This is a genomic window from Paenibacillus chondroitinus NBRC 15376, from assembly GCF_004000765.1.
Lineage (GTDB): Bacteria > Bacillota > Bacilli > Paenibacillales > NBRC-103111 > Paenibacillus_E > Paenibacillus_E chondroitinus.
The window spans coordinates 20574-43342 of record NZ_BILW01000045.1 but is presented as its reverse complement, the minus strand read 5'-3'; the positions used below and the strand labels follow the sequence as shown (position 1 = coordinate 43342).

Annotated in this window: 20 protein-coding genes; 1 reads left to right on the top strand and 19 read right to left on the bottom strand. The window is 46.9% G+C overall.

The genetic code is table 11. The features are described from left to right. Positions 1–5 precede the first annotated feature (5 nt). The 15 genes from bioB to liaF all read right to left on the bottom strand — a co-directional run bounded on the left by bioB (position 6) and on the right by liaF (position 15897). A complete protein-coding gene (bioB, locus tag PCH02S_RS30155; protein WP_127457797.1) occupies positions 6–1004 on the bottom strand; it encodes a biotin synthase BioB in 999 nt (332 codons plus the stop codon). After that, positions 982–1764, bottom strand: coding sequence for a dethiobiotin synthase (bioD, locus tag PCH02S_RS30150; RefSeq protein WP_127457796.1), 783 nt, complete (start codon positions 1762–1764; stop codon positions 982–984). The genes bioB and bioD overlap by 23 nt, the downstream gene beginning before the upstream one ends. 8 nt (positions 1765–1772) lie before the next feature. Continuing rightward, positions 1773–3122, bottom strand: a complete 1350-nt coding sequence (gene bioA / locus PCH02S_RS30145; protein WP_127457795.1) for an adenosylmethionine--8-amino-7-oxononanoate transaminase — start codon at positions 3120–3122, stop codon at positions 1773–1775. A 213-nt stretch (positions 3123–3335) separates the two neighbouring features. Further along, complete coding sequence (locus PCH02S_RS30140) at positions 3336–3887, bottom strand: NADPH-dependent FMN reductase (RefSeq protein WP_127457794.1); 552 nt, start codon at positions 3885–3887, stop codon at positions 3336–3338. A 202-nt stretch (positions 3888–4089) separates the two neighbouring features. After that, entirely contained in the window at positions 4090–5514 is a 1425-nt protein-coding gene (glnA, locus tag PCH02S_RS30135; protein WP_127457793.1) for a type I glutamate--ammonia ligase, read from the bottom strand. 236 nt (positions 5515–5750) lie between these two features. Further along, entirely contained in the window at positions 5751–6794 is a 1044-nt protein-coding gene (gene aroF / locus PCH02S_RS30130) for a 3-deoxy-7-phosphoheptulonate synthase (protein ID WP_127457792.1), read from the bottom strand. 130 nt (positions 6795–6924) lie between these two features. Beyond that, on the bottom strand, positions 6925–7440 hold the full coding sequence (locus PCH02S_RS30125; RefSeq protein ID WP_246069306.1) for a DUF2062 domain-containing protein: 516 nt from the start codon (positions 7438–7440) through the stop codon (positions 6925–6927). A 60-nt stretch (positions 7441–7500) separates the two neighbouring features. Next, the gene (locus PCH02S_RS30120; protein WP_127457791.1) at positions 7501–8457 is read right to left on the bottom strand and encodes a 4-hydroxy-3-methylbut-2-enyl diphosphate reductase; all 957 of its coding nucleotides are present in this window, start codon (positions 8455–8457) and stop codon (positions 7501–7503) included. A gap of 46 nt (positions 8458–8503) precedes the next feature. Next, positions 8504–9973 carry a sensor histidine kinase gene (locus tag PCH02S_RS30115; protein ID WP_127457790.1) on the bottom strand — a complete coding sequence of 490 codons (1470 nt, stop codon included), beginning with the start codon at positions 9971–9973 and terminating at the stop codon, positions 8504–8506. 1 nt (position 9974) lies between these two features. After that, positions 9975–10664, bottom strand: coding sequence for a response regulator transcription factor (locus PCH02S_RS30110; protein ID WP_127457789.1), 690 nt, complete (start codon positions 10662–10664; stop codon positions 9975–9977). 148 nt (positions 10665–10812) lie between these two features. Next, positions 10813–12408, bottom strand: a complete 1596-nt coding sequence (locus tag PCH02S_RS30105; protein WP_127457788.1) for a S1C family serine protease — start codon at positions 12406–12408, stop codon at positions 10813–10815. 145 nt (positions 12409–12553) lie between these two features. Further along, positions 12554–12967: a YugN family protein gene (locus PCH02S_RS30100; protein ID WP_127457787.1), complete on the bottom strand. Its 414-nt coding sequence runs from the start codon at positions 12965–12967 to the stop codon at positions 12554–12556. A gap of 88 nt (positions 12968–13055) precedes the next feature. Further along, the gene (locus tag PCH02S_RS30095) at positions 13056–13703 is read right to left on the bottom strand and encodes a response regulator (RefSeq protein WP_127457786.1); all 648 of its coding nucleotides are present in this window, start codon (positions 13701–13703) and stop codon (positions 13056–13058) included. Further along, on the bottom strand, positions 13696–14760 hold the full coding sequence (locus PCH02S_RS30090) for a sensor histidine kinase (protein WP_127457785.1): 1065 nt from the start codon (positions 14758–14760) through the stop codon (positions 13696–13698). The genes PCH02S_RS30095 and PCH02S_RS30090 overlap by 8 nt, the downstream gene beginning before the upstream one ends. Positions 14761–14769: 9 nt before the next feature. After that, positions 14770–15897: a cell wall-active antibiotics response protein LiaF gene (liaF, locus tag PCH02S_RS30085; protein WP_164819789.1), complete on the bottom strand. Its 1128-nt coding sequence runs from the start codon at positions 15895–15897 to the stop codon at positions 14770–14772. A 271-nt stretch (positions 15898–16168) separates the two neighbouring features. Here liaF and PCH02S_RS30080 point away from each other — a divergent pair, with 271 nt between their 5' ends. Then, the gene (locus PCH02S_RS30080; protein ID WP_127457783.1) at positions 16169–17455 is read left to right on the top strand and encodes an ammonium transporter; all 1287 of its coding nucleotides are present in this window, start codon (positions 16169–16171) and stop codon (positions 17453–17455) included. A gap of 43 nt (positions 17456–17498) precedes the next feature. Here the strand turns inward: PCH02S_RS30080 and PCH02S_RS30075 are convergent, their stop codons facing one another. The 4 genes from PCH02S_RS30075 to thrS all read right to left on the bottom strand — a co-directional run bounded on the left by PCH02S_RS30075 (position 17499) and on the right by thrS (position 22550). Then, the gene (locus PCH02S_RS30075) at positions 17499–17876 is read right to left on the bottom strand and encodes a hypothetical protein (RefSeq protein WP_246069304.1); all 378 of its coding nucleotides are present in this window, start codon (positions 17874–17876) and stop codon (positions 17499–17501) included. Positions 17877–17955: 79 nt separating this feature from the next. Next, positions 17956–19476, bottom strand: a complete 1521-nt coding sequence (locus PCH02S_RS30070) for a methyl-accepting chemotaxis protein (protein WP_127457782.1) — start codon at positions 19474–19476, stop codon at positions 17956–17958. A gap of 324 nt (positions 19477–19800) precedes the next feature. Next, on the bottom strand, positions 19801–20436 hold the full coding sequence (locus PCH02S_RS30065; RefSeq protein WP_276509498.1) for a 3D domain-containing protein: 636 nt from the start codon (positions 20434–20436) through the stop codon (positions 19801–19803). Positions 20437–20615: 179 nt separating this feature from the next. Beyond that, entirely contained in the window at positions 20616–22550 is a 1935-nt protein-coding gene (gene thrS / locus PCH02S_RS30060; RefSeq protein WP_127457781.1) for a threonine--tRNA ligase, read from the bottom strand. Between the last annotated feature and the right edge of the window lie 219 nt (positions 22551–22769).

Sequence of the window (22769 nt, the reverse complement as noted above, 5' to 3'; positions counted from 1 at the left end):
CCACCTTACAATGCGTTAAGTTCAATCTCAAAACCTAAATCTTCAATCATTTGGTGATCCACGCCAATCGATTGACCTGCCGTTGTCAGATAATCACCGACAAATAGCGAATTCGCCGCGTACAGCGACATAGGCTGCAATGTACGTAGATTCACTTCACGGCCTCCGGCTACACGAATTTCTTTGGACGGACAGATGAAGCGGAATAATGCAAGTACTTTCAAAGCCTTCATCGCAGGAGTGCGGCCTGCGTGCTCCAATGGCGTTCCAGGAATGGCATTGAGGAAATTAATCGGTATCGAATCGCTGTCCAGTTCACGCAGCGCATAGGCCATTTCTATAATTTCTTGATTGGTTTCGCCCATCCCGATAATAACGCCGGAGCAGGGGGACATGCCGTACGTTTTGACTTTTTCCACCGTTTCAACACGCTGATCGTACGTATGGGTCGTCGTTATCGACGGGTAGTTTGCTTTGCTTGTATTGAGATTATGGTTGTACCGATGTACACCTGCTTCTGCAAGCCGCTGCGCTTGCTCATCCTTCAAAATGCCTAGACAAGCGCAAATTTTTAGCGGCATCGTTTCACGGATTTCTTTTACCGCATCCACGACTTGCGCCAATTCCTTGTCTGTCTGTCCCTTGCCTGCCGCTACAATACAGTAGGTTCCGGCTTTACGCGCCATAGCTTCACGTGCGCCGGCAAGCAGCGTACCTTTATCAAGCAAGGTATATTTATTTACCGGCGCCGTGGAGACAATCGATTGCGAGCAATAGCCGCAGTCCTCGGGGCAGAGCCCGCTTTTCGCATTAATAATCATGTTCAATTTGACCTTTTTGCCGTAATAGTGCTTTCTTACTTGAAAAGCGGCTTGCAGCAGGGGCAACACCTCATCATCGCTTGCTTCGAGCACAGCCAGCCCTTCTTCTTCCGTCAAACACTCGCCGTTTAATGCTTTTTGGGCCAACAAAGGCCACTCCTTACAGGTTGAAAGGTTGTTCATGTTTTCCTCCTAAGCCTTCATTGGGCACAATGTTTAGCGCTTTTTTGATTGGCGCAAGTTGTATGGACTTCCCGGCTGTATGTATTAAAAGATCTGTATGAACCTCATCAGCAGGCAAGAAAGGAAAACGACCGAGAACGGGAAGACCGCTATACTGCTCGATAAGCTCCGCGTTTGTGACAATACTCGGATCGTTTTGAATGTCTGGATCATTCCCATCATTTAAGATGACGCCTATAATCGGGATTTTACAATGCCGTAAAAAAGCTGCTGTCAAAATCGTATGGTTAATTGTGCCTAGACCGGAACGGGCAACAATCAGTGCAGGTATTTGAAGCTCTGTAATCAAATCCACCATCAAGGCATCATCGTTCAGCGGAACGGCCACGCCTCCTGCACCTTCGACCAGCAGGGCATCGTATCGCTCCATAAGCGGTTTGCCCGCGTCGATCAGCTCCTGCATCGTCAAAGTCACGCCGGCTTGTCTGGCAGCAAGCATTGGAGCCAGCGGCGCTTCAAACGTGTATGGCGCAACGGTGTCCGGCCGCTCATTTATCCCCGTCAGCTGCAGCAGCCATTCAGCATCCGTTTCACCGCTGCCCAGAAGCGCGCCTGATTGTACAGGCTTCCACACGCCTGCTTGGCAGCCGTCCGAACGAAGCGCCGCTGCTATGGCGGCTGTCACCATCGTTTTGCCGACTCCGGTGTCCGTCCCTGTGATGAACAGTCCCCGTATCGGCTCCTCGTTGTTTTTGTTCATCGACCACCTCATCCTTCTGTGACCTGAATAATGGATGCCGCCAAAATCTCCGTCATCTCTCCAAGCTCGGCCTCCGTGCTGGCTAATGGCGGGATGAAGACAATCACATTGCCGAGCGGCCGTGTCAGCATGCCAAGTTCTCTGGCCTTCTGGCTCGTCCGCACGCCCATTCGCTCTCCCCACTCGTACGGTTCTCGTGAACCTTTATCACGTACAAGCTCGATTCCGACCATCAGCCCTTTCTGCCGGATTTCACCGATGTGCGGTCTGTCTTTGAGCGCCGCTAGTTTATTTGCAGTGAAAATTGCCTTCGAACGAACTCCCTCCAGCATGTTTCTCTCCTCAAAAAGCCTTAAGCTGGCCAAAGCTACCGCGCATCCGAGCGGGTTCCCCGTGTAAGAGTGTCCATGGAAAAAGGTTTTCTGCTCCTCATAGTCCGCATAAAAGGCACCATAAACCTCATCCGTCGCCAGCGTTGCCGCTACAGGCAAGTAACCGCCTGTGAGTCCTTTTCCCACCACCAGCAGATCCGGTGTAACACTTTCCAGATCACAAGCGAACATCTCTCCCGTCCGACCGAAACCGGTCGCTACCTCGTCCGCGATGAGCAGCACGTCATGCTCACGGCAAAGCTCAGCCATCTCGCGCAGGCAGCCATCCGGCATCACGATGATTCCACTGGCTCCTTGGACAATCGGCTCCACGATAAGTGCAGCAATCTCATCTGCCTTTGTTTCCAGCAGATCGCGCAAAGCTTGTATTGTCGCTCCTTTGGCTCCCTCTGCCCCCCCTTCATGGCGATAAGCATAGGGGTAAGGGATGACGTGCGACTGAAACAGCATTGGGCGAAACACGTCATGATAGAGAGGAATCGCCCCAACGCTCACAGCACCAATGGTATCTCCGTGGTACGCTTGCCCCATTGTGATAAAGGATTTTTTATAGCGATGCCCCTTATTATGCCAATACTGGAAAGCCATCTTAATCGCGATCTCCACACCGGTTGCCCCAGAATCCGAATAAAACACTTTGTTTAATCCATGTGGCGTGATGTCCACAAGCCGCTCCGCCAGTTCAATGGCTGGGATATTCGCCATGCCTAGCAATGTTGAATGAGCAACAAGCTCCAATTGGTTCGAAATGGCTCGGTTAAGCTCCGGTACATGATGTCCATGAACGTTTAGCCAAACAGATGAAAATCCATCGTAATACGCGCGTCCTTGAACATCATAAAGTCTAACGCCCTCCCCGCGCTCAATGATGAGAGGATCCTCGTTATTGTAGTCTTTCATTTGTGTAAAAGGATGCCAGACGTGCGACTTATTTAGGGCCGCAAGTCGTTCGTAGGACTTGGACACGACATTCCCTCCTAAATAGATTCTATTGTTAACCTAAAATTAAATTATTAGGTTAACAATAGATAGTGGTCAGTTTAGCAGATTACTGCATCATTGTAAACATATTTCACCATATACAGGTTAACAATAAAAAAAGAGCAATGCCAAGCGCCTGAACGCTTACATTACTCTTTTAAAAAAAATGTGGAATTAACTTATTTCTTGTTGAGCAAGCTATTGTCGAACTTTCAATACGGTTGTCAAATCCAGGAAGGAATTTACGACACGTCGCACGCGTTTATCGACATCCGGATGAATATCGTTGTAAGCCACTCCTGTTTGAAAACTTTTCCGCTGATCGCCGCCAATGGAAATCCACTCCGGGCAGTTAATGCCATGAAGATTGCGAACGATCGTTTGCAGCTGAGTCAGTGAGCTGACAGCTACGGCACCGCCCGATGAACTGACGGAAAGCACGGCTTTATTATTAAAATGATCTTGTCCCAGATGATCCAGTGCATTTTTCAAAACACCAGAGATTCCGCTATGATATTCTGGTGTCGCGAGCACGATGCCATCCGCTTCGTGCATGGCACGTTTCAGATTCTCAAGTGCTTCATGACCTCCATGAGCATCGTCCGGCGAATAAAACGGTATCGGTGTTTTGTTCAGATCAATCAGTGTGGCTTGATGCCCATACGATTGAACCAAGTGCTGAATGTATTCAGTAAGTCTTGTACTTGTAGCTGCTTGGTGATTACTTCCTGCAATTAAGGTGATTCTCATTACATATCTTCCTTCCCAGCGTTGGAATAATAAACAATAAGAAATGATTGATGATTTCATTATACATGGTTTTCATTAAATTTCCAGACATAGATTATAATTATTATTATATAGGATTTAATATCATTAAAAAAAGCTGCCCCCACCATGGAAAACCATGATAGAAGCAGCTCATCTTTATAAACGATATAAGGGCTAAGAATTAGCAATCGAAGTACAGGTTGTACTCGTGCGGGTGAATACGGATTGCAACTTGTTTCGCTTCGCCACGTTTCAATTCGATGTAGTTATCGATGAAATCTTGTGTGAATACGCCGCCTTCAGTCAAGAATTCGGAATCAGCTGCAAGAGCATCAAGAGCTTCGTCTAATGTACCTGGAACGCTGCGGATTTCAGCTTTCTCAGCATCGGACATTTCATAGATGTTAGTATCGAAAGGACCGTATCCAAGTGCACGTGGATCGATTTTCTTTTTGATACCGTCAAGACCAGCCATCAACATTGCTGCGAAAGCAAGGTATGGGTTAGCTGTGCTGTCCGGAGTACGGAATTCGATACGACAGCCTTTAGGTGTAACAGCCGCGATTGGAATACGAACTGCTGCAGAACGGTTACCTTTGGAGAATACAAGGTTAACCGGAGCTTCGTAACCAGGAACTAGACGTTTAAAGGAGTTAGTGCTTGGGTTAGTGATGGCAATCAACGCAGGAGCGTGGTATAGGATACCGCCGATGTAGTTGATTGCTAGTTCACTAAGGTTAGCGTAAGCGCCTTTTTCGTAGAATAATGGGTTGCCTTCGTTGAAGATGGACATATGAACGTGCATACCGCTACCATTGTCGCCAAACAGCGGCTTAGGCATGAAAGTAGCAACTTTGCCATATTCTCTAGCAGTGTTAGCAACGATGTATTTGTATTTGAGCAGGTTATCTGCTGTTTTAGTTAAAGTGTCAAAACGGAAGTTGATTTCAGCTTGACCAGCTGTTGCCACTTCGTGATGGTGACGTTCGATACGAAGACCTGCGTCAGCAAGTTTGTTACACATTTCGGAACGAATGTCTTGTTGAGAATCGATTGGAGCTACTGGAACGTAACCGCCTTTAACTGGAACTTTATAAGCAAGGTTACCGCCTTCTTCTTTGCGGCCTGTGTTCCAACCTGCTTCTTCGGAGTCAACTTCGAAGTAGGACTTGTTCATGCCGTTTTCGAAACGAACATCGTCAAAGATGAAGAATTCGGATTCTGGTGCGAAGAATGCTGTCGTACCAACACCTGTTGTTTGAAGATATTCTTCAGCTTTTTGTGCGATGCTACGTGGATCACGATCATAACGTTCGCCTTCTGGCGTATGGATGTTGCTCATAATGATCAATGTTGGGTGCGCTGTGAAAGGATCTACATAAGCAGTTTCCGTATCTGGCATCATTACCATGTCAGATTGTTCAATACCACGGAATCCTGGGATGGAGGAACCGTCAAAAGCTACGCCGTTTACAAATGTTTCTTCATCTACTTCAGAAGCTGGCAAAGAGATATGCTGTGCTTTACCGGAAAGACCTACGAAACGAAAATCTACCCACTCAATATTTTTTTCCTTGATAAGGTTCAACACGTTTTGAACTGACATTTAAAAAACCCTCCCATTTCCGTACATTCAACGTACTTTACATGATTAATGTTCAACTTTTTGTTGTTATCTTGCACATATTATATAGCGATTAAGCTTTCACAGTCAATACTTATGTCAGGTATTTTTTATTTATGTGTAAGCTATGCTTACACTATTTCACAGACTTTTCTTATATACAAATAAAGGAAACGAGTTTCTTCTAATAGAAGAAACTCGTTTCCTTGAACATAATATTATGCCAGAATAGCTTCTTTCTTCGTGTCGAACTTTTTGCCAAGCAATGGCGCAAGCTTCTCTAAATCTACGAGCAAGTTTGCGAATTGGTCCGGGAACAGGGATTGTACGCCGTCACCGGTCATGGAGTTGTCCGGATCCGTATGCATTTCGATGATCAAACCGTCCGCGCCTGCAGCAACGGAAGCTTTCGTCATCGGAACGACAAGTTCTCTGCGACCTGTACCATGACTTGGGTCAGAAATGACAGGAAGATGGCTAAGCTGTTTAAGTACTGGAATGGCAGATAAATCCAACGTGTTACGTGTGTAAGTTTCGAATGTTCGGATTCCGCGCTCGCAGAGCATAACATTCGGGTTGCCGCCGGCAAGAATGTATTCGGCTGCATTCAGGAATTCGTCGTAGGTAGCGCTGAATCCGCGTTTCAGCAGAACCGGCGTTTGAATCGTACCCAGCTTGCGAAGCAGGTCAAAGTTTTGCATATTGCGTGTGCCGACTTGCAGGATATCTGCATACTGTGCGCACACATCCACGTATTCAGGAGTCATAACTTCTGTAATCGTTAGAAGTCCATGCTTTTTGCCCGCTTCAGCCATCATGATCAAACCTTCAACACCTACGCCTTGAAAGCTGTAAGGTCCTGTTCTTGGCTTGAATGCGCCTCCGCGCAGCACTTGCCCCCCAGCCGCTTTCACCAAACGGGCAATTTCATCGATTTGTTCCGGTGTTTCCACGGCGCAAGGTCCGCCCATAACGACCAACTGCTCCCCGCCAATTTCCACGCCTTTAATATTAATAACGGTATCTGCCGGATGGAAGTCACGGCTTGCTAATTTGTATGATTTCGAAATTTTCACAACTTGTTCCACTCCTGACATTTGGCGCAGTTGTTCTGCTAATTTGGGATCTGCTTGACCGATAATACCGATAACTGTACGATCTTCACCTTTGGAAACGTGTGCTTGCACACCTTGCTTCTCAATAAATTGGACGATTTCTTGAATACGCTCGTCAGACGTTTTGTTAGAAGTAACGGCGATCATGATATACACGCTCCTCATTTATATGGGTTGTTCCACTTAAACACTTCAACGCTTGTTCGCTTCTACGCTTTTAATCACTAAAGTAAATATACAACGCTTGACGAAGATTCGTCAAGCGTTAATTTATTTGCTATTCTTCTTGCTTAGAAGGTGCTAGCTGATCCTTGCGGAGTCTGCGTTTTTCTTTGCGACGATTTGTATGGTGTTTGAGAAAGAGCACAACAGGGAAATAAGCAATAATACCGAGAATCGTTCCAACCACCATCCCACCTACAATCAAGTCCAAACCGCTTCGGATAATATTGGATAAGATGTGAGGCAGATGATGAATCAGATACACCTTGACATGCTTCGGTACCAACCAATCTCCGACCTGCTTATTGAGTATTGAGAACGGGAGATAAATCACCTTGCCGAATACAAACCCAATTAATGCCGCAGGCAGATTAGCTCTTAACAAATAGACCAAAGGAAAAATAAGAACGAATGCAAATCCAGCTGTAGGCAGAGTAAACATTTCTATAGCCAGACCAATTGAAAAGCCGCGCGCTACCTTAGAAGGGCCGCCTTTGGCACGTAAAAGAAGTAAATATTTGTACCTAAACCAGCGTTTGCTGCTTTTCCAATCGTAGCGAGTTTTCATCATTTTCACCTTCTGAGTGCTCTGCATGCTGGTCACAATCCCGCCCTGTGGAATAAATACGAATTACTCACTGCTGGCTGCTTTGGACTTCATAGCCGGGATGAGCTTCTTCATATTAATAGTACGTATAACTGCCCAAGTGGTTTCATCTTTCGGATCGTAACTTTCCAGGTAAGAAATGACTTCTTTGGTAATCGGAGTCGGCGTTGAAGCCCCTGAAGTCACCCCAACTTTTCGGACATGGGTTAACCATTCCCGATTCAATTCAGTGATATCAGCTATTCTATACGCCTTGACTCCAGCAATTTCCTCTGAAACTTGCGCTAAGCGGTTGGAGTTATTGCTTTTCGGATCTCCGACGACGATAACCAGATCTGATTCTTTGGCTTGTTCGGCCACAGCTTCCTGCCGTACCTGTGTTGCAAGACAGATCTCATTATGAATTTCGGCCTTAGGGAACAGCTCTAAGAGACGATTCATGATGTGCCTGATATCCCACTGGCTCATCGTTGTTTGATTCGTAATGATAATTCGTTCTGACTTAACGTTAAGACGATCCGCCTCTTCCAGCTTCTCAATAAGATGCACAAGGCTAGGGGCAACCCCAACGGCGCCTTCCGGTTCCGGATGCCCCTTTTTACCAATATAGATAACTTCATAGCCGTCTGCTACTTTTTCGCGAATTAAATCGTGCGTTTTTGTCACATCTGGGCACGTTGCGTCGACAACCGTCAAACCTTTGTCTCTTGCCCGTCTCCGAACCTCGGGAGAAACGCCGTGTGCCGTGAAAATGACAGTACCTTTTTCAATTTGCTCCAAAATTTCGAGACGGTTCTCACCGTCCAGTGTAATGACGCCCTCTTCTTTGAAGAAATCGGTGACGTGTGCATTGTGCACAATCATACCTAATATATAAATCGGTCTTGGAAGATTTAAATTTTTTGCAGTTTGCATAGCCAATGCCATCGCGTCTACGACACCATAACAGTAGCCTCTTGGAGAAATTCGTACGACTTCCATGCCTTCCACCTGCCTACATCATCTGTTTTCCTTTTATTATAACGGATTACACAGGTAGAGGAAAGTTAGCGGGCAACCATATCATAAATGTGCTGCCCTCATCTTTGCGTGTCGTCACTTCAACGGACCCGCCATGCTCATCAATAATCCATTTGGCAATCGATAAGCCTAGCCCTGTACCCGTGGTTAACCCTCTGGATAGGTCAGCTCGATAGAATCTGTCGAAGATACGCGGAATATCTTCTTTGTCCATCCCAATCCCCGTATCTGCAATTTGAATGCCGACAAAATCATTCGTCCGCGACACATGAATCGACACCGTCCCGACCGGCGTATACTTAAATGCATTCTCAATGAAAATAAACAGCAGCTGCTGTAAATAGTCACGATTCCCCTGTACGATGGCATGGTCCAGAACTTCCAGATCACCCACCTGCCATTCCGCCGTATGCTCTAACAACTGCGCCCTTCTCACAACCTCCTGCACGAGTGGCAGCATTTCGACAGGATGCTTCTCCATAACAACCCCTGCATCTGCTCTGGCAAGCGCGAGAAGATCGTTCACGAGCCTGCTCATCCGCTGCGCTTCTCCGGCAATGTCGTGCATCGCTTCCAGCGACATTTGCATCTGTTCCGGTGTAGCAAGCTCCGTCCCTGACGTCTTCTTCCACATTTTCTCCAGAAGGTCCACATTCCCTCGAATCGTCGTCAGCGGTGTTCTCAGCTCGTGAGAAGCGTCTGATACGAATCTGCGCTGCGCGCGGTAAGCTTCATCCAGCTCAAGATAAGTAATCTGGATGCGTGAAAGCATGCCATTGATCGTTTGGGTAAGCCTTCCGATTTCATCAAGCGGTCCTTGATACTCAATTCGTTTCTCCAAATCGTCTCCGCTTCCAATTTGGTTGGCGGCATCAATCACGCGTTCAATCGGCTGAAGCGCCTTGCGCGATAAAAACCACCCCAGCGAAGCAGCAACGATAATCGTAAACAATGCCCAGAACATGAGCGTGTATTTAAGGGTAACGGCCGTTCTCTCATAACTGCCAATAGGGACGGCCGCTTGGAGAATACCGATCAGATTACTCGATTGGTCGTAGATGCCTTGATAATAGATGAGGAAATCCTGCTCAAGCACCTTGGTTTTTTGAAAAAAACCACCGTCATCACCCTTCAACTTATCAATGCTGGAAGTATCCAATGGCAGAGCTACATTATAAAATTGCAGATTCGCCGAGCGATTAAAGGTTTTGAGATTCACATTATATAATTGCAGGAACGTATTTGTAGAATAGAAATCTCTGTTCTCCAGTTCTAATTCCACGACAAGCCCCTTTTGCGAAAGGGCGATGCTTTTCTGAATCCGCAGGGAGGTATTCCCCGCTTCCCGTTTCAAGTCCTGTCGGATCTGATCATACAAAAAATAATTCAAAAACACGTACAGCACGATCCCGAAAAGCAGCATCGTTAATGCCAAAACACCGGAATACCAAAGCGTCAGCCGCAAACGAAGCGACATATCAGGATTCCCCTCTCAATACGTACCCCGCTCCCCGGACGGTTTGAATCAAGCGTTTATGGCCAAACTCTTCGGTCTTTTGACGCAGCAGTGCTATGTATACCTCGAGAACATTGGATTCGCCGCTGTAATCGTAACCCCATATTTTCTCCATTATAATGTCGCGTGAAAGGACACGCTTCGGATTCTGCATGAACAGGTGAAGCAAATCAAACTCTTTGGTCGTAAGTTCAATCAATTTATCGTCACGGAATACTTCGCGCGTATCCAAATCAAGAATCGTATCTTCATAGGTCAAACGATTGGTCGGCTGCTCTGTCCGCTCCGTTCGACGGCGCAATAGTACTCGGACCCTTGCGAGCAATTCCTCCAGAGCAAAGGGCTTGACCAAATAATCGTCAGCTCCAAGATCCAAGCCTTTCACACGATCGCTAATTTCGTCTTTGGCCGTTAACATCAAGATCGGCACCTCGCTGCCGCTTTCACGGATGCGCCGCACAACCTCCCAACCGTCAATATGCGGCATCATCACGTCCAAGATCAGTAAATTGGGTTCCGACCTCAACATTTGCTTAAGCCCTTCAGCACCATTGCTTGCCGTTTCAACGGAATATCCTTCAAATGCCAGACCACGTCTCAACATAGACGTAATTTTCTCATCATCATCGATCACCATAATATTTTCCCTCATTGGTTGGCCCCCCTTCTTCCTTCTTATCATTGTATCAAAATCAGCTCGCCAAGCAAAAAGAAGCAGAGCCTGCAAGCTTGCGGCCCGCGGGTCTCCACTCCTTTTAACCGTACGCACGAATCATTGTCAATAAATGAGTTGCTTCCTCTTATTCAGCAGGCGTTTCAGCCAACGTATTTTTGTCTCCGACTGTAAGCGGCACATCCATCCGTTTGCCGTCACGAATCACACCTAACGTTACTTTATCACCGACTTTTGTAGCTTGAACTTTGGTAATCAACTCTTGGGAGTTCTTGATCTTCGTACCGTTAATATCAACAATGACATCATATTGGCGAAGGCCGGCTTGGAAAGCAGGACTTTTACGTTGAACGCTGCCAACTAATGCTCCGTCCGTATTGGAAAGCTTCAATTCGCTAACCCAGTCTTTACCGATATCTTGCAAGCCTACACCCAAGTAAGGAACTGGTTCTTTAGGAATTTGAACGTTGTTTTTCAGGTTCTCCAAGACAGAAGAGATGGTGCTTGTCGGAATGGCAAATCCGATACCTTGAGCTTGCGAGCTTACCGCCGTGTTAATCCCGATAACCTCACCGTTCAAGTTGAGTAGAGGTCCGCCGGAGTTACCAGGGTTAATGGAAGCGTCTGTTTGAAGCAAGTGCTTATACTCGCGTGTACCTTTGGTATCTGGAATACTGATCGGACGTTCTTTCGCACTGAGCACACCAACAGTTACCGTATGATCAAAGCCGTAAGGGTTACCGATGGCAACAACCCAATCTCCAACATTCACATCTTCTGCTTTGCCAAGAGGGAGAATCGGGAAATCTTTGTCTCCTTCAATTTTGAGGACAGCCAAGTCTAAGTCATAGCTGTTACCTAGCAATTTAGCTTTGAATGGTTTATCGTAGCCCTCAACCGTAACTTGCACTTCATCAGCGCCATCAACCACGTGTTCATTTGTTAAAATATAGCCGGTTTTCTCGAAAATAAACCCTGTTCCCATCCCTGCCGGCTGAAGCTCGCCGCTGCCCGAATCTTGCGTACCGCTTTTTGGTGCGGTATTGCCGCCGCCGTTATCCCCGAAGAATTGACGGAAGAACGGGTCATCGAAAAGCGAGTTGCCGCCGCGCGTCGACTGCTTCGGTTTCACCAAAGATTCGACCTTCACGATAGCAGGCCCTGCATTTTGCGCGATTGCGGAAATATTGCCAGGGCGGACAACGTCAAGCCCTACGTTTTTCACTTCGCCGTTATCGCTGGAACTCTTCGTCGTAGCCGTAGTCGTGCTGCCCGAAGCCAGCGGCTGGTTGCCTGTGAACAAGTTCATTTTGTCAGCGGTGAACATGAGTCCTCCAACGACCAAGGCTCCAGCCATGAAAGCAGCGAAAACGCTTTTTACAGAAGAAGAACGTTTTCTAGTATGCGAATCCCAAGGACCAGGTCCTTGTGCAGAACTTACATCCGGGCCGAAGCTGAACGGGCGCAAGTTCTTAGGCGGGGTAACCTCGACGCTGGACGTTCCCTCTGTGCCTGATGCGGAGGTTGTAAGTGCTTCCTGTTCGTTACTCTCGTTAAAAGCGGACTTGTAAGGGCCATAAGAATAATAATAGGAAGGTCTTTCTTTGTTCGGATCATGCGGTTCTTCAGGGTTCGTTTCTTTACGGTTCATGGAGTCGTTCGAATCGCTATTGTTATTCTGCGACTTGAAGAAGTCGCTATAGTCTTTTTTGTTGTCTTCCATATTTCTTACCTCCATTTGTTTATACAAGTTATAAAGTGCATGTTTGTTAGTTGAATGATGTCTTGCTGTCTATGGTACTATCATGCACTCACAACCTTAAACGAATATTAAAAAACAATAAAATGGAGGTAAAAAAAGGACAATTCTATTGTATCCAAGCTTGTTCGACTTTTTTGAGCAGTCCTGCGGCTTCTTTTACCCACTTGTCGTCTACGGCAGCATCCGGATCGAGCGGCGCCTGAAACTGATCAATCATCGCTCCATAGGTTTCCGCTTCTGCTTCTTGATCAAGGCCTTCATTATAGACATGTTTCAGCACAAACGGAGTTCCCACTTCTACGATGGCATCCGTCGCCTCTGTATCGCCATCAATTCTTCCCGTCACCACTTGAAAGGGGATACGCAACCACACTTTATTGGCTTCATCTAAAGAGCGGTCAAAATACCCATGGTCATAATCCCAGTTACCGCCCAATGCAAAATCAAACTCCTGCAGGTGGTCTCTGACACTGTCGAAGGACTCTTTGACCTGTTCTAATGAAGAAGATATTGTTTTCATTCCGACACTCCTTAAGCGCTCATATTAATTTCCTTACGCATAGAGTGTTCCAAAATGTAGTTTTTATGTGTCATGAGGGCTTACTTCCTTAAACCCAACCTTTCCGGTGTGCAAAAATAGCCAATTGTGTACGATCATCCAATTCACACTTCATCAGCAGATTGCTGACGTGTGTTTTAACCGTTTTTATACTAATAAAAAGTTCCTCAGAAATGTCTTTATTGCTTTTCCCTTCGGCAATCAATAACAGCACTTCCTTCTCACGGGAAGTTAAGCCCTCTTCCTCCGGCATGGCGTTGCGTTGTCTAACCCCTCTCGTCAGCGCCATGGACACCTCCGAATTCATCACAGGCATGCCGCGGTATGCGCTCTGGATGGCGTGAATCAATTGATCGGACGAAACGGTTTTCAGCATGTAGCTGATAGCTCCCGACTCTACGGCCTCAAGCACCTTGGCTTCTTCCAGAAAGCTGGTTAACATAATGATTTTGACCTGCGGAAATTTGGCATAAATTAATTTGGTTGCTCCGATCCCGTCGAGCACAGGCATCGTGAGATCCATCAAAATGACATCAGGGAGCCCTTGGGACAGCTCACCGTTTAACTTGTCGAACGCTTCTTGCCCATTACCGGCTTCCCCCACAACTTCCAGACCAGGTTCCATCGAAATATAAGTCCTTAAGCCCACACGAACCATATCGTGATCATCAACAATCATTACCCTAATGTTACTCATGGCTTTCTCCCTCCCTTTCCTTTGTAACTATGCCAGTGTGACCTGTAAAACGCGGAATGCGGACCCTGACACGGGTGCCTGAACCTAATTTACTGTCAATCTCCACATCTCCGCCCAGCTTTTGCGCTCGTTCTCTCATCGTGGATAAACCATGGGAAGCTGAAGAAATATCCTTTCGCTCGAATCCTTGGCCATCGTCTTGCAGCTGAAGCACATACTGATGCTCTCTTTCATAAATAGCCAGCCTTACTCCTTGGGCAGAAGCATGCTTCACCACATTCGCAAGACCTTCTTGGATAATCAGGAAAAACTGATGCTCAATCGCTTCTGAAATCGGATCACGCAAAGAAACATCAAGCTGGCCCTGCAGCTCATGGGTCCGGCAATATTCCGGAAACCACTTCTCCAGGGCTTCTTGAAGGCTCATATCATTTAATTCAATTGGTCTAAGCTGTGAAATCAAACCTCGCATCTGCTTCTGGGCATGGTGCGACATTTGAATCAGCTGATTCATGACCGCCCCCGCTGCATCCGGGTTTCTTTCCAGCATTTTGGGCAGAGAGGACGCTGACATATGAATAGCGAAAAGCTCCTGGCTCACCGTGTCGTGCAAATCGCGCGCAAGCCGGCGCCGTTCTTCCATAACGGCATTCTCTGTCAGCTCTTGATCGCGTATCGCCTCGGCCTCGCCAAGTTTCTGCAGGAGCTGAACACGCTCTTCGACAGAAGCCGCCATGTTATTGAAAGCATCATATAAGTACATGAACGGTTCAACAGGCTCAAGCTCAATACGGCTGGCGAAATTTCCTTTGGATAGTTCGAGCATAGCCACATGAAGTTCATCGACCTTACGCTGCCATCTCTTGGTTGCTACATAACCTACCGTTAAACAGACCGCTAAAATGGCAACGAGAAACCACATCCGGAACTCCCATGAGGCAAGCTCCCGGCTGTAGTATTCCAGCACAATAAAAATACTTGAGACAGTAAGTAAGCTCGAAATCAGAAAGTAATTCAGCAGCTGCCACTTCATATTGAACATTCGCAATTTGTACATGCTCCATCCTTAACCTATCTTTTTGATTGTTATATCACCGATAAACATGCTTGTCGTGACGATAAGCTTTCGTTCCGCTTCATCATAATGGGAGGTCTGTGTTCTCACGCTGCGCAGAAACCCACTCTCACGGCGATCAAGAACCTTCATGTCCCCTATAAAAGAACTTGCCATCACGCGAACCTCTACATCCAGATCGTTAGGAATAAAAATCTTCACGTCGCCGATAAAGGCAGTTACATGGATCGTTGTTTCTCCAAGAGGGATGGCCGCACGGGTCAAGTCAATCACAGAATCTCCAATGAAGTGGGAGATTTGAATCGGCTTCAGCTCCCAAGCTTCCTGCCCCAGATGAACATCCCCGATGAAGCCGTGTCGATGAAGAACATCACCTGAATCGAAATTGCGCACGAAGTCATCGTAGCGATGGCCGTGACCATGACTGTGACCGTGACTGTGCCTGTGAAGATTCTGCGTTTTCGGCTGACCATGCGATTCCGGTTGAGCTGCAGGCGCCTTCGGAGGTGAATCCCCGGAGCCAAGCCATTCGTCCGCATGCTTTTGATGAAATTCGCCATGAATATCTTTGAGAACTTCTTTTTCCTCGTCGCTCAGTGTATGCTTGGTTTCGCTTCCTGTGAAAAGGTCCCGCTCTACTTTCTCCTTATGGTTCCAGCCCGCGGAGTCCCAAGGATTACTATGTCTCTCGTGCTCCTTGCGTCTTGCTTCCCGTCTCTCTCTTCTTGCTTGCTCTTTCGCTTCTTTCATCGAAAGCCAGTCCGGCGACTCTCTGCGGCCAGGGCGGAAGATAACGTTTAGCCCGAATAAGATTAAGGCAACAGGGGCCAAAATTTTAAACATCTCTCCCAGCGAGCGATCGGTGAGATTCAGATTCTTAAGAAGGAAAATCGTTCCGACACCGCAAACGAGTAAGCTCCAAATCGAACCTCCCCAATGATACTTGCGCTGCCATAGGAATCCAACGAGCCCGTAAAAGATGAGAATGACAGGCCAATACGTGGAAAACATATAAGCAAGGTCAATATGAATGAACCCCAGTTGATTAAGTAAAAATAGGATACCTGCCGTCACAAGGACAAGCCCCCAAATCATGCGTTGAAACATATGCGGATTCATACGTTCTTCCTCCATTTGTGTACATCGTTGTTAAGCTACTTCTAGTCTATAAGATACAAGCAAGATTGAAAAGAGACGAGGGATTGAAGGCCGCCTCGGTCTAGAGACTGAGTTTTTGGAGCACAAACACAAAATAACTGACATCGATTTGGAAGATACGAACAATACGTTCTTTATGTTATGTATTCTTACGTATTTCGTTGACATGCTTATCATGAGAACCGTATAATTGTTCCATTAGAACGCTTCGAATATAAGGGAGAGATTAGAAATGGATCAAATCCAACAGCTTTCCAGCGGTCTAGATACCATATGGGTGGTACTAACAGCTGCCATGATTTTATTGATGGAAGGGGGCTTTGCGTTACTGGAAGCAGGCTTTGTCAGGCAGAAAAATGCCGTAAGCATCATTATGAAAGTGTTTGTTGATATCGCTTTCGGAGCACTTATTTTCTATTTCATCGGTTTCGCACTCATGTATGGCAAAGACGCAGGGGGAATCATCGGCACGAGCGGCTTTTTCATGGGAGGAGATTTGACACACATTGCGCTAAACATCTCACATGAAACCTACTGGCTATTCCAATGCGCTTTCGTTATCGCGGTTATCTCCATCGTATCGGGCGCAGTGGCCGAACGCATCAACTTCCGAGCTTACATCCTTTACACCATTGCCATGACAGGTTTAATTTATCCCATTGCCGGCCACTGGGTATGGTCAGTTGGCGGCTGGCTCGGCAAACTCGGCATGGTTGATTTCGCCGGATCAGCTGTCATCCATGCACTTGGCGGCTTCTCGGCACTCGCTGCTGCGGTGATCATCGGCCCGCGGATCGGTAAATTCTCAGCAAATGGAACGGCCAACATCGTGCCACCCTCCAATTTGCCGCTAGCTTCCGTAGGCGCATTCATCCTATGGTTTGGCTGGTTCGGCTTCAACTCCGGCAGTACGCTAAGCGCGACCAATACATCGATCGGCCATATTGCTGTAACGACCATGTTGGCCGCAGCAGCAGGCTGCGCAACCTGCATCCTGTTTACGATGTTACGCTATCGCAAAGCTGACCCGCCAATGGTTATTAACGGCGCACTTGCAGGGCTCGTCGGCATTACTGCAGGCTGCGCATTCGTTAGTGATGTTGCCGCCATTTTCATCGGAGCTGTTTGCGGCATCGCGATGGTCTACGCTACTGAAATGCTGGAAGCCAGACAAATCGATGACCCCGTCGGAGCGTTCCCCGTGCACGGCATCAGCGGCAGCATCGGAACATTGGCTGTAGGCTTGTTCGCGCAGCCTGACGCTATCCGTGAAGGTACAGCCGGTTTATTTTATGGCGGTGGATTCGGTCTGTTAGGTGTTCAAGCATTAGGTCTTGTTACGGTTTGTATTTGGGGCTTCGCCCTCACATGGGGGGTCATGAAGCTCATTAATCTCATCGTACCTCTGCGCGTAAGCAGCGATGAAGAGCTCGTAGGCTTAGATGTTGGGATCCATGGGGTTCCTGCTTACAGCCAGGAGGACGGTTTCCTGGACTTGGAACAATTGAAAAAAGGATAAATCAACAGCAAAAAACCCTTCCGGACGGAAGGGTTTTAATTTATTAGTTCAGCAGCTCTTCGAAATCATCTGGAATGGTGATGTCCTCGCCAGGCTTGGATTCGTTCATAATCTGTCTGGCACGTGCAATTTCAGCACGCAGCTTGTTCACTTGTTCCATTGGCTTCTTCACATAATGGATATACTCAACGGCCAGATGATGGTCGGGTTTCTTCCCCGTAAACATGCGACGAAGTGAAGACATTGCCTGATAAGCCCGCTCTTCCTTCATTCTCTTCATTTCGTAACGCTCCACTACCTGCTCGATCTCTAAAGCCTGCTGCTCCTTGCGGGCAATGTAAGCTTCCAGGAAAGGAAATACCTCCGCGGCTTTCCTTGATGTCTTTTGAGAATTACCGTCCAGTCGCATAGCATTCAGCACAGTCACTTCACCTATCTCTCCATGTTAACATTCATTACAGTAATCTTATTTTACACTAAAACAATGGTTTTGAGAACCACTATTTCAAGATTAAATCGATTCCTACGACACCAATCGGGGTTCCCGTGTCACCTATTATCGCTTTGGATAAAGTAATACACGGTTTTTTCGTAATAGCTGACACGTATTCCTCCGAAACGAAAAGCTCACCGGCCATCGCCCGCTTCCACCACTCTCTTCCTTTCCCATTCACAAGACCGGCTTCAGGCAGTGAAAAGATGAAGGTTCCGTCTGCCCGGTTCGACCAGATCGCCTCAATCCCGTCTGTTTTCTTCAAAACAGCGCTTAATTGGGAAGCATGATTCCCATCGATCAGGGAAGTGATGTCAGGTTTGAGAACAAGAGCGCTGAGCAGCTGCTTCATCTCTTGGATATTGACGTTGGTTGTCCCTTTCGTATTTTGCAAACCAACGGCCTGAATCGCTTGGATAAGTTCTGTCGAAGAGCGATCAAGATTTTGATTGATGTGCTGGAGCATCGAAACTTCCTGGCGCTGCTTTTTCATTTGGACAAGCGTGTTCTCCACGCTGTTCATGGTTTCGTTCATCAAGTCTACCACTTGTCCGAGCGAGGACCTCGTGCCTGTTACTAAGGTGGACTGCGTCTTGGTTGAGGTTGTCGTGCTTGCAACGAGATTGTTGACATGAAGGATAAGCGAGAAAATCGTATCGATCTTTTCCTTCATCACTTTCATCTCGCTAATACCTAAAGCAACCGACTTCTTTTCTTCTGCAACTGCTGCGACAACTTGTGCAACACCGCTCTCAATAGATGTCAAAATTTCCGAAGATGTTGTCACCGCTTCATGGCTTTGCGCAGCCAGCTTCTTGATCTCCTGTGCGACAACCGAAAACCCGCGCCCTTGCTCACCCGCTCTAGCGGCCTCGATGGAAGCATTAAGAGCAAGCAACGACGTTTGATTGACCACTTCAGCAATGAACGTATTGATTTCTTCGATTTTAGAAGTATGTGTGGTAAGATCCTGAATCTTGCGCTGCATCGTATCATTATTGATATGCAGATCGCTCATGACTTCGTCTGTGGCATTCAGGGAGCGGCATACATCGACAACCGTGTCTTTGGTCTGTTCGCTTTCTTTGTGCATATGTAACGATGAATCTAAAATATGGTCCGCTGCCGCCGCCACCTGCTGAATCGCTGCGAACGCTTCCTGCAGCTGATCTACCGCTTGATCGCTGCGAGCCTTAAGGTCCTCTTCGCCTTGAATGGACGCATCGGCAATGTGCAGCAGTTGACTAATCGAGCGGTTCACTTCTTCTACCGCCGCTGCCAAGCGATCCGCCACGACTTGCGATTCCTGAATAAAGGTTCGGAATTGCTCCTGCTGCTGCTTTTCAGAGTGAAGTGAAGCGCTAGATGACCTATTCATAACGGTAATCAATATCCCTAGAAACAAAAAAACAGCCAAACTCGCAGCCGTAAACCAAAAAGATGTTGAAAATAAAGCCACTACATTTAAGGCAATACCGATGAGAATAAGACCATACAACCAAGCTTTCAGTTTCGTCTCTGCCTGCATAAGTAATTGGCACTCCTCCCAGATGGGCAAATGTTAGATTTTGCTACATTATATCGAAAATAGGCGACGATGAAAAGAAATAAAAAAGCAGAGACCCTTAAGGATCCCTGCTTTTTTAACATCGCTATGGTTATTCGTTATTTGTTTTGGTTTTGTGTGTTCGTTTGTTGCTGCTTGTTAGGTACCGCAGTTTCCGTAGCGAATTCTACGTCTTGTGCTGCTTTCTTGTTGTTTTTGTTCTTAGCCATGTTCAATCACCTCCTGTATGTTTATCGTTTCCCAAACAGGATTTTTTATGATGAAAAAATTTAGCCCGAACCATTCTTATAACGATTTGGTAGGAGACAAGATCTCATCCTTCAACTGATTCCAAATGAGCTCCGTCACCTTGCCGCTCCCCTGCTTGACGATAAAAACTTTGACGGTTTTTTTGCCCCATTCCTTGTAGACCTGATCTTTCGTGTCAAAATACAAGTCAATCTTTTTCCCTTTAATCGCGCTTCCCGTGTCGGCAACTACCCCGTAACCGTATCCCGGGATAAATAATACCGTACCTAACGGAAAAACTTTCGTGTCTGCAGCGATGGTCGATAACGCTTTGTCGTCCCGCTTTACTTTAATCCCTGAAAAGGTAATGCCGTATTCAGGATGATCCGGATTTTTACCCGTGGATTCTTTCCCAGCATAATAGCCGGTAGCTGTCACTTCAACCGACTTCAGCTTGGACAAATCGGAGTCCAGTTTCGGCACATAGCGATAATTAACTTGCTGCCCGCGATCTTGTGTGACTGGCACAGAAACAGGTTCCGAATTGCTCGGAGCATCCATTTGGTGCGGCACTTGTATATGGCTTACGGTTTCTGCCGTGTTTCTTGTTTCTTGTCCGAAAAGCGCAATCAAAACGTTCATGATCATCCAGGTTCCAAGCCATTTGGGCTTCGTAAATAACGCAGTAAACATTGTTTTGATACCTCCCCTACTATTGCAGGTTGTCCAGTTCATTCCAGAATTAAACCTCCATATGCAGACTCACTGATTAAAATGCCCCCTTTACGTTCCCTTATACATACCAAAATGCCTAATTTTGAAAACAAAAAAAGCAGAGAAGAATGACTCTTCTCTGCTTCCGTTGTATACGATTATAGTTTTTTGCTTATTTCTTCATTGATCATGCCGATCACTTGATCAATCGGATGTGTACCCAGGTCTCCTTGACCGCGTTTGCGGACAGATAGGCTTTCGTTCGTTACTTCATTTTCCCCGACAACGAGCATGAACGGAATTTTCTCCAGCTGTGCCTCACGAATCTTGTAACCCAGCTTTTCATTGCGATTATCCGCTTCGACACGAATACCTGCAGCCAACAGTCGTTCAGTTACCTTGTTCGAGAATTCCTCAAAAGCAGGCGATACCGGGATGACTTTGGCTTGTACCGGCATTAACCAAGTTGGCAGAGCACCTGCGAAGTTTTCCAGCAAGAACGCTGTCATCCGTTCCATAGTCGAGATGATCCCTCTATGAATAACAACTGGACGATGTTTCTGGCCATCTTCACCTGTGTACTCAAGCTGGAAGCGCTCTGGCAGCAAGAAATCAATTTGCGCTGTAGAAAGAGTTTCCTCTTTCTTAAGAGCCGTTTTGATTTGAACGTCAAGTTTAGGACCGTAGAAAGCAGCCTCCCCTTCGGCTTCGTAGAATGGAAGTCCAAGTTCTTCTACAACTTCACGCAGCATGCGTTGGGAAGTTTCCCACATTTGATCATCTTGGAAGTACTTCTCAGTATCCTTAGGATCGCGGTAGGAAAGGCGGAAACGGTAGTCTGTAATGCCAAAATCAGCATAGACTTGGCGGATCAAAGTAACTACACGTGAAAACTCTTCTTTAATTTGATCCAAACGACAGAAGATATGAGCGTCATTCAGCGTCATAGCACGAACACGGTGCAGACCGGTTAATGCGCCTGACATTTCATAACGGTGCATCGTACCAAGCTCTGCGATACGAACCGGCAGATCACGGTAGCTGCGCATGTCGCTCTTGTAAACCATCATATGATGCGGACAGTTCATGGGACGAAGGACTAGCTCTTCATTGTCCATGACCATCTTCGGGAACATATCTTCGCTGTAGTGGTCCCAGTGACCGGAAGTTTTGTACAGATCCACGTTAGCAAGAACCGGTGTGTATACGTGCTGGTAGCCTAAACGCTCTTCCAAGTCTACAATGTAGCGTTCCATTGTACGTCGCAATTTAGCACCGTTTGGCAGCCAAAGCGGTAAACCTTGACCAACCTCACGCGAGAATGCGAACATTTTCAGCTCTTTACCCAGCTTGCGGTGATCACGTTTCTTCGCTTCTTCAAGCAAATGCAAGTGCTCATCCAGCTGCGCTTTTTTAGGGAACGCAGTTCCATAAATACGCTGCAGCATTTTGTTTTTCGCGTCTCCGCGCCAGTATGCGCCCGCTACGCTTAACAGTTTGAAAGCTTTGATCTTGCCAGTGGATGGCAAATGCGGTCCGCGGCACAGGTCGAAGAATTCACCTTGATCATAAATCGTGAGCACGGAATCTTCCGGCAAATCACGGATTAACTCAAGTTTGTACGGATCTTCCATCTCAGTGAAGATGCGAATCGCTTCCTCACGGGAAACCACGCGGCGAGTAATCGCCAGGTTTTCATTAGAGATGCGTTCCATTTCTTTCTCGATTTTCACCAAATCCTCTGGATTCAGCGGCGTTTCCAAATCGATGTCGTAATAGAATCCGTCTTCAATGACAGGTCCGATTCCTAATTTTACAGCCTTGTCGCCATAAATGCGTTTAATAGCTTGAGCCATCAAATGAGCCGTACTGTGACGATACATTTCCAATCCCGCTTCATTGTCGAGTGTTAAAATCTCAACGTCAGCATCATTTTCCAAAGCAAACGACAAATCAACCGATTTTCCGTTCACTTTACCGCCTACCGCATTTTTCTTTAATCCGGAAGAAATGGACTCCGCCACTTGCTCAATGGTCGTTCCAACTGCGTACTCTCTCACTGCGCCATCTGGTAATTTCACTTGTACAACCATCTTCGTTCCTCCTGTATATGTGATTGAACGCAAAAAAGCACACTGCATCCCATAAGGGACGAGTGCGCTCAGCTCGTGGTTCCACCCTAGTTCGATTCGCTGCATTTTTTATCAAGTATGGCGAATCCTCATCAGCATTCGGTAACGGGAATGATTCCGGTGTTGTATACTAACAGTCTGCAGATCAGGCCGAATTCCACAACACGGCTACAAAGGGGT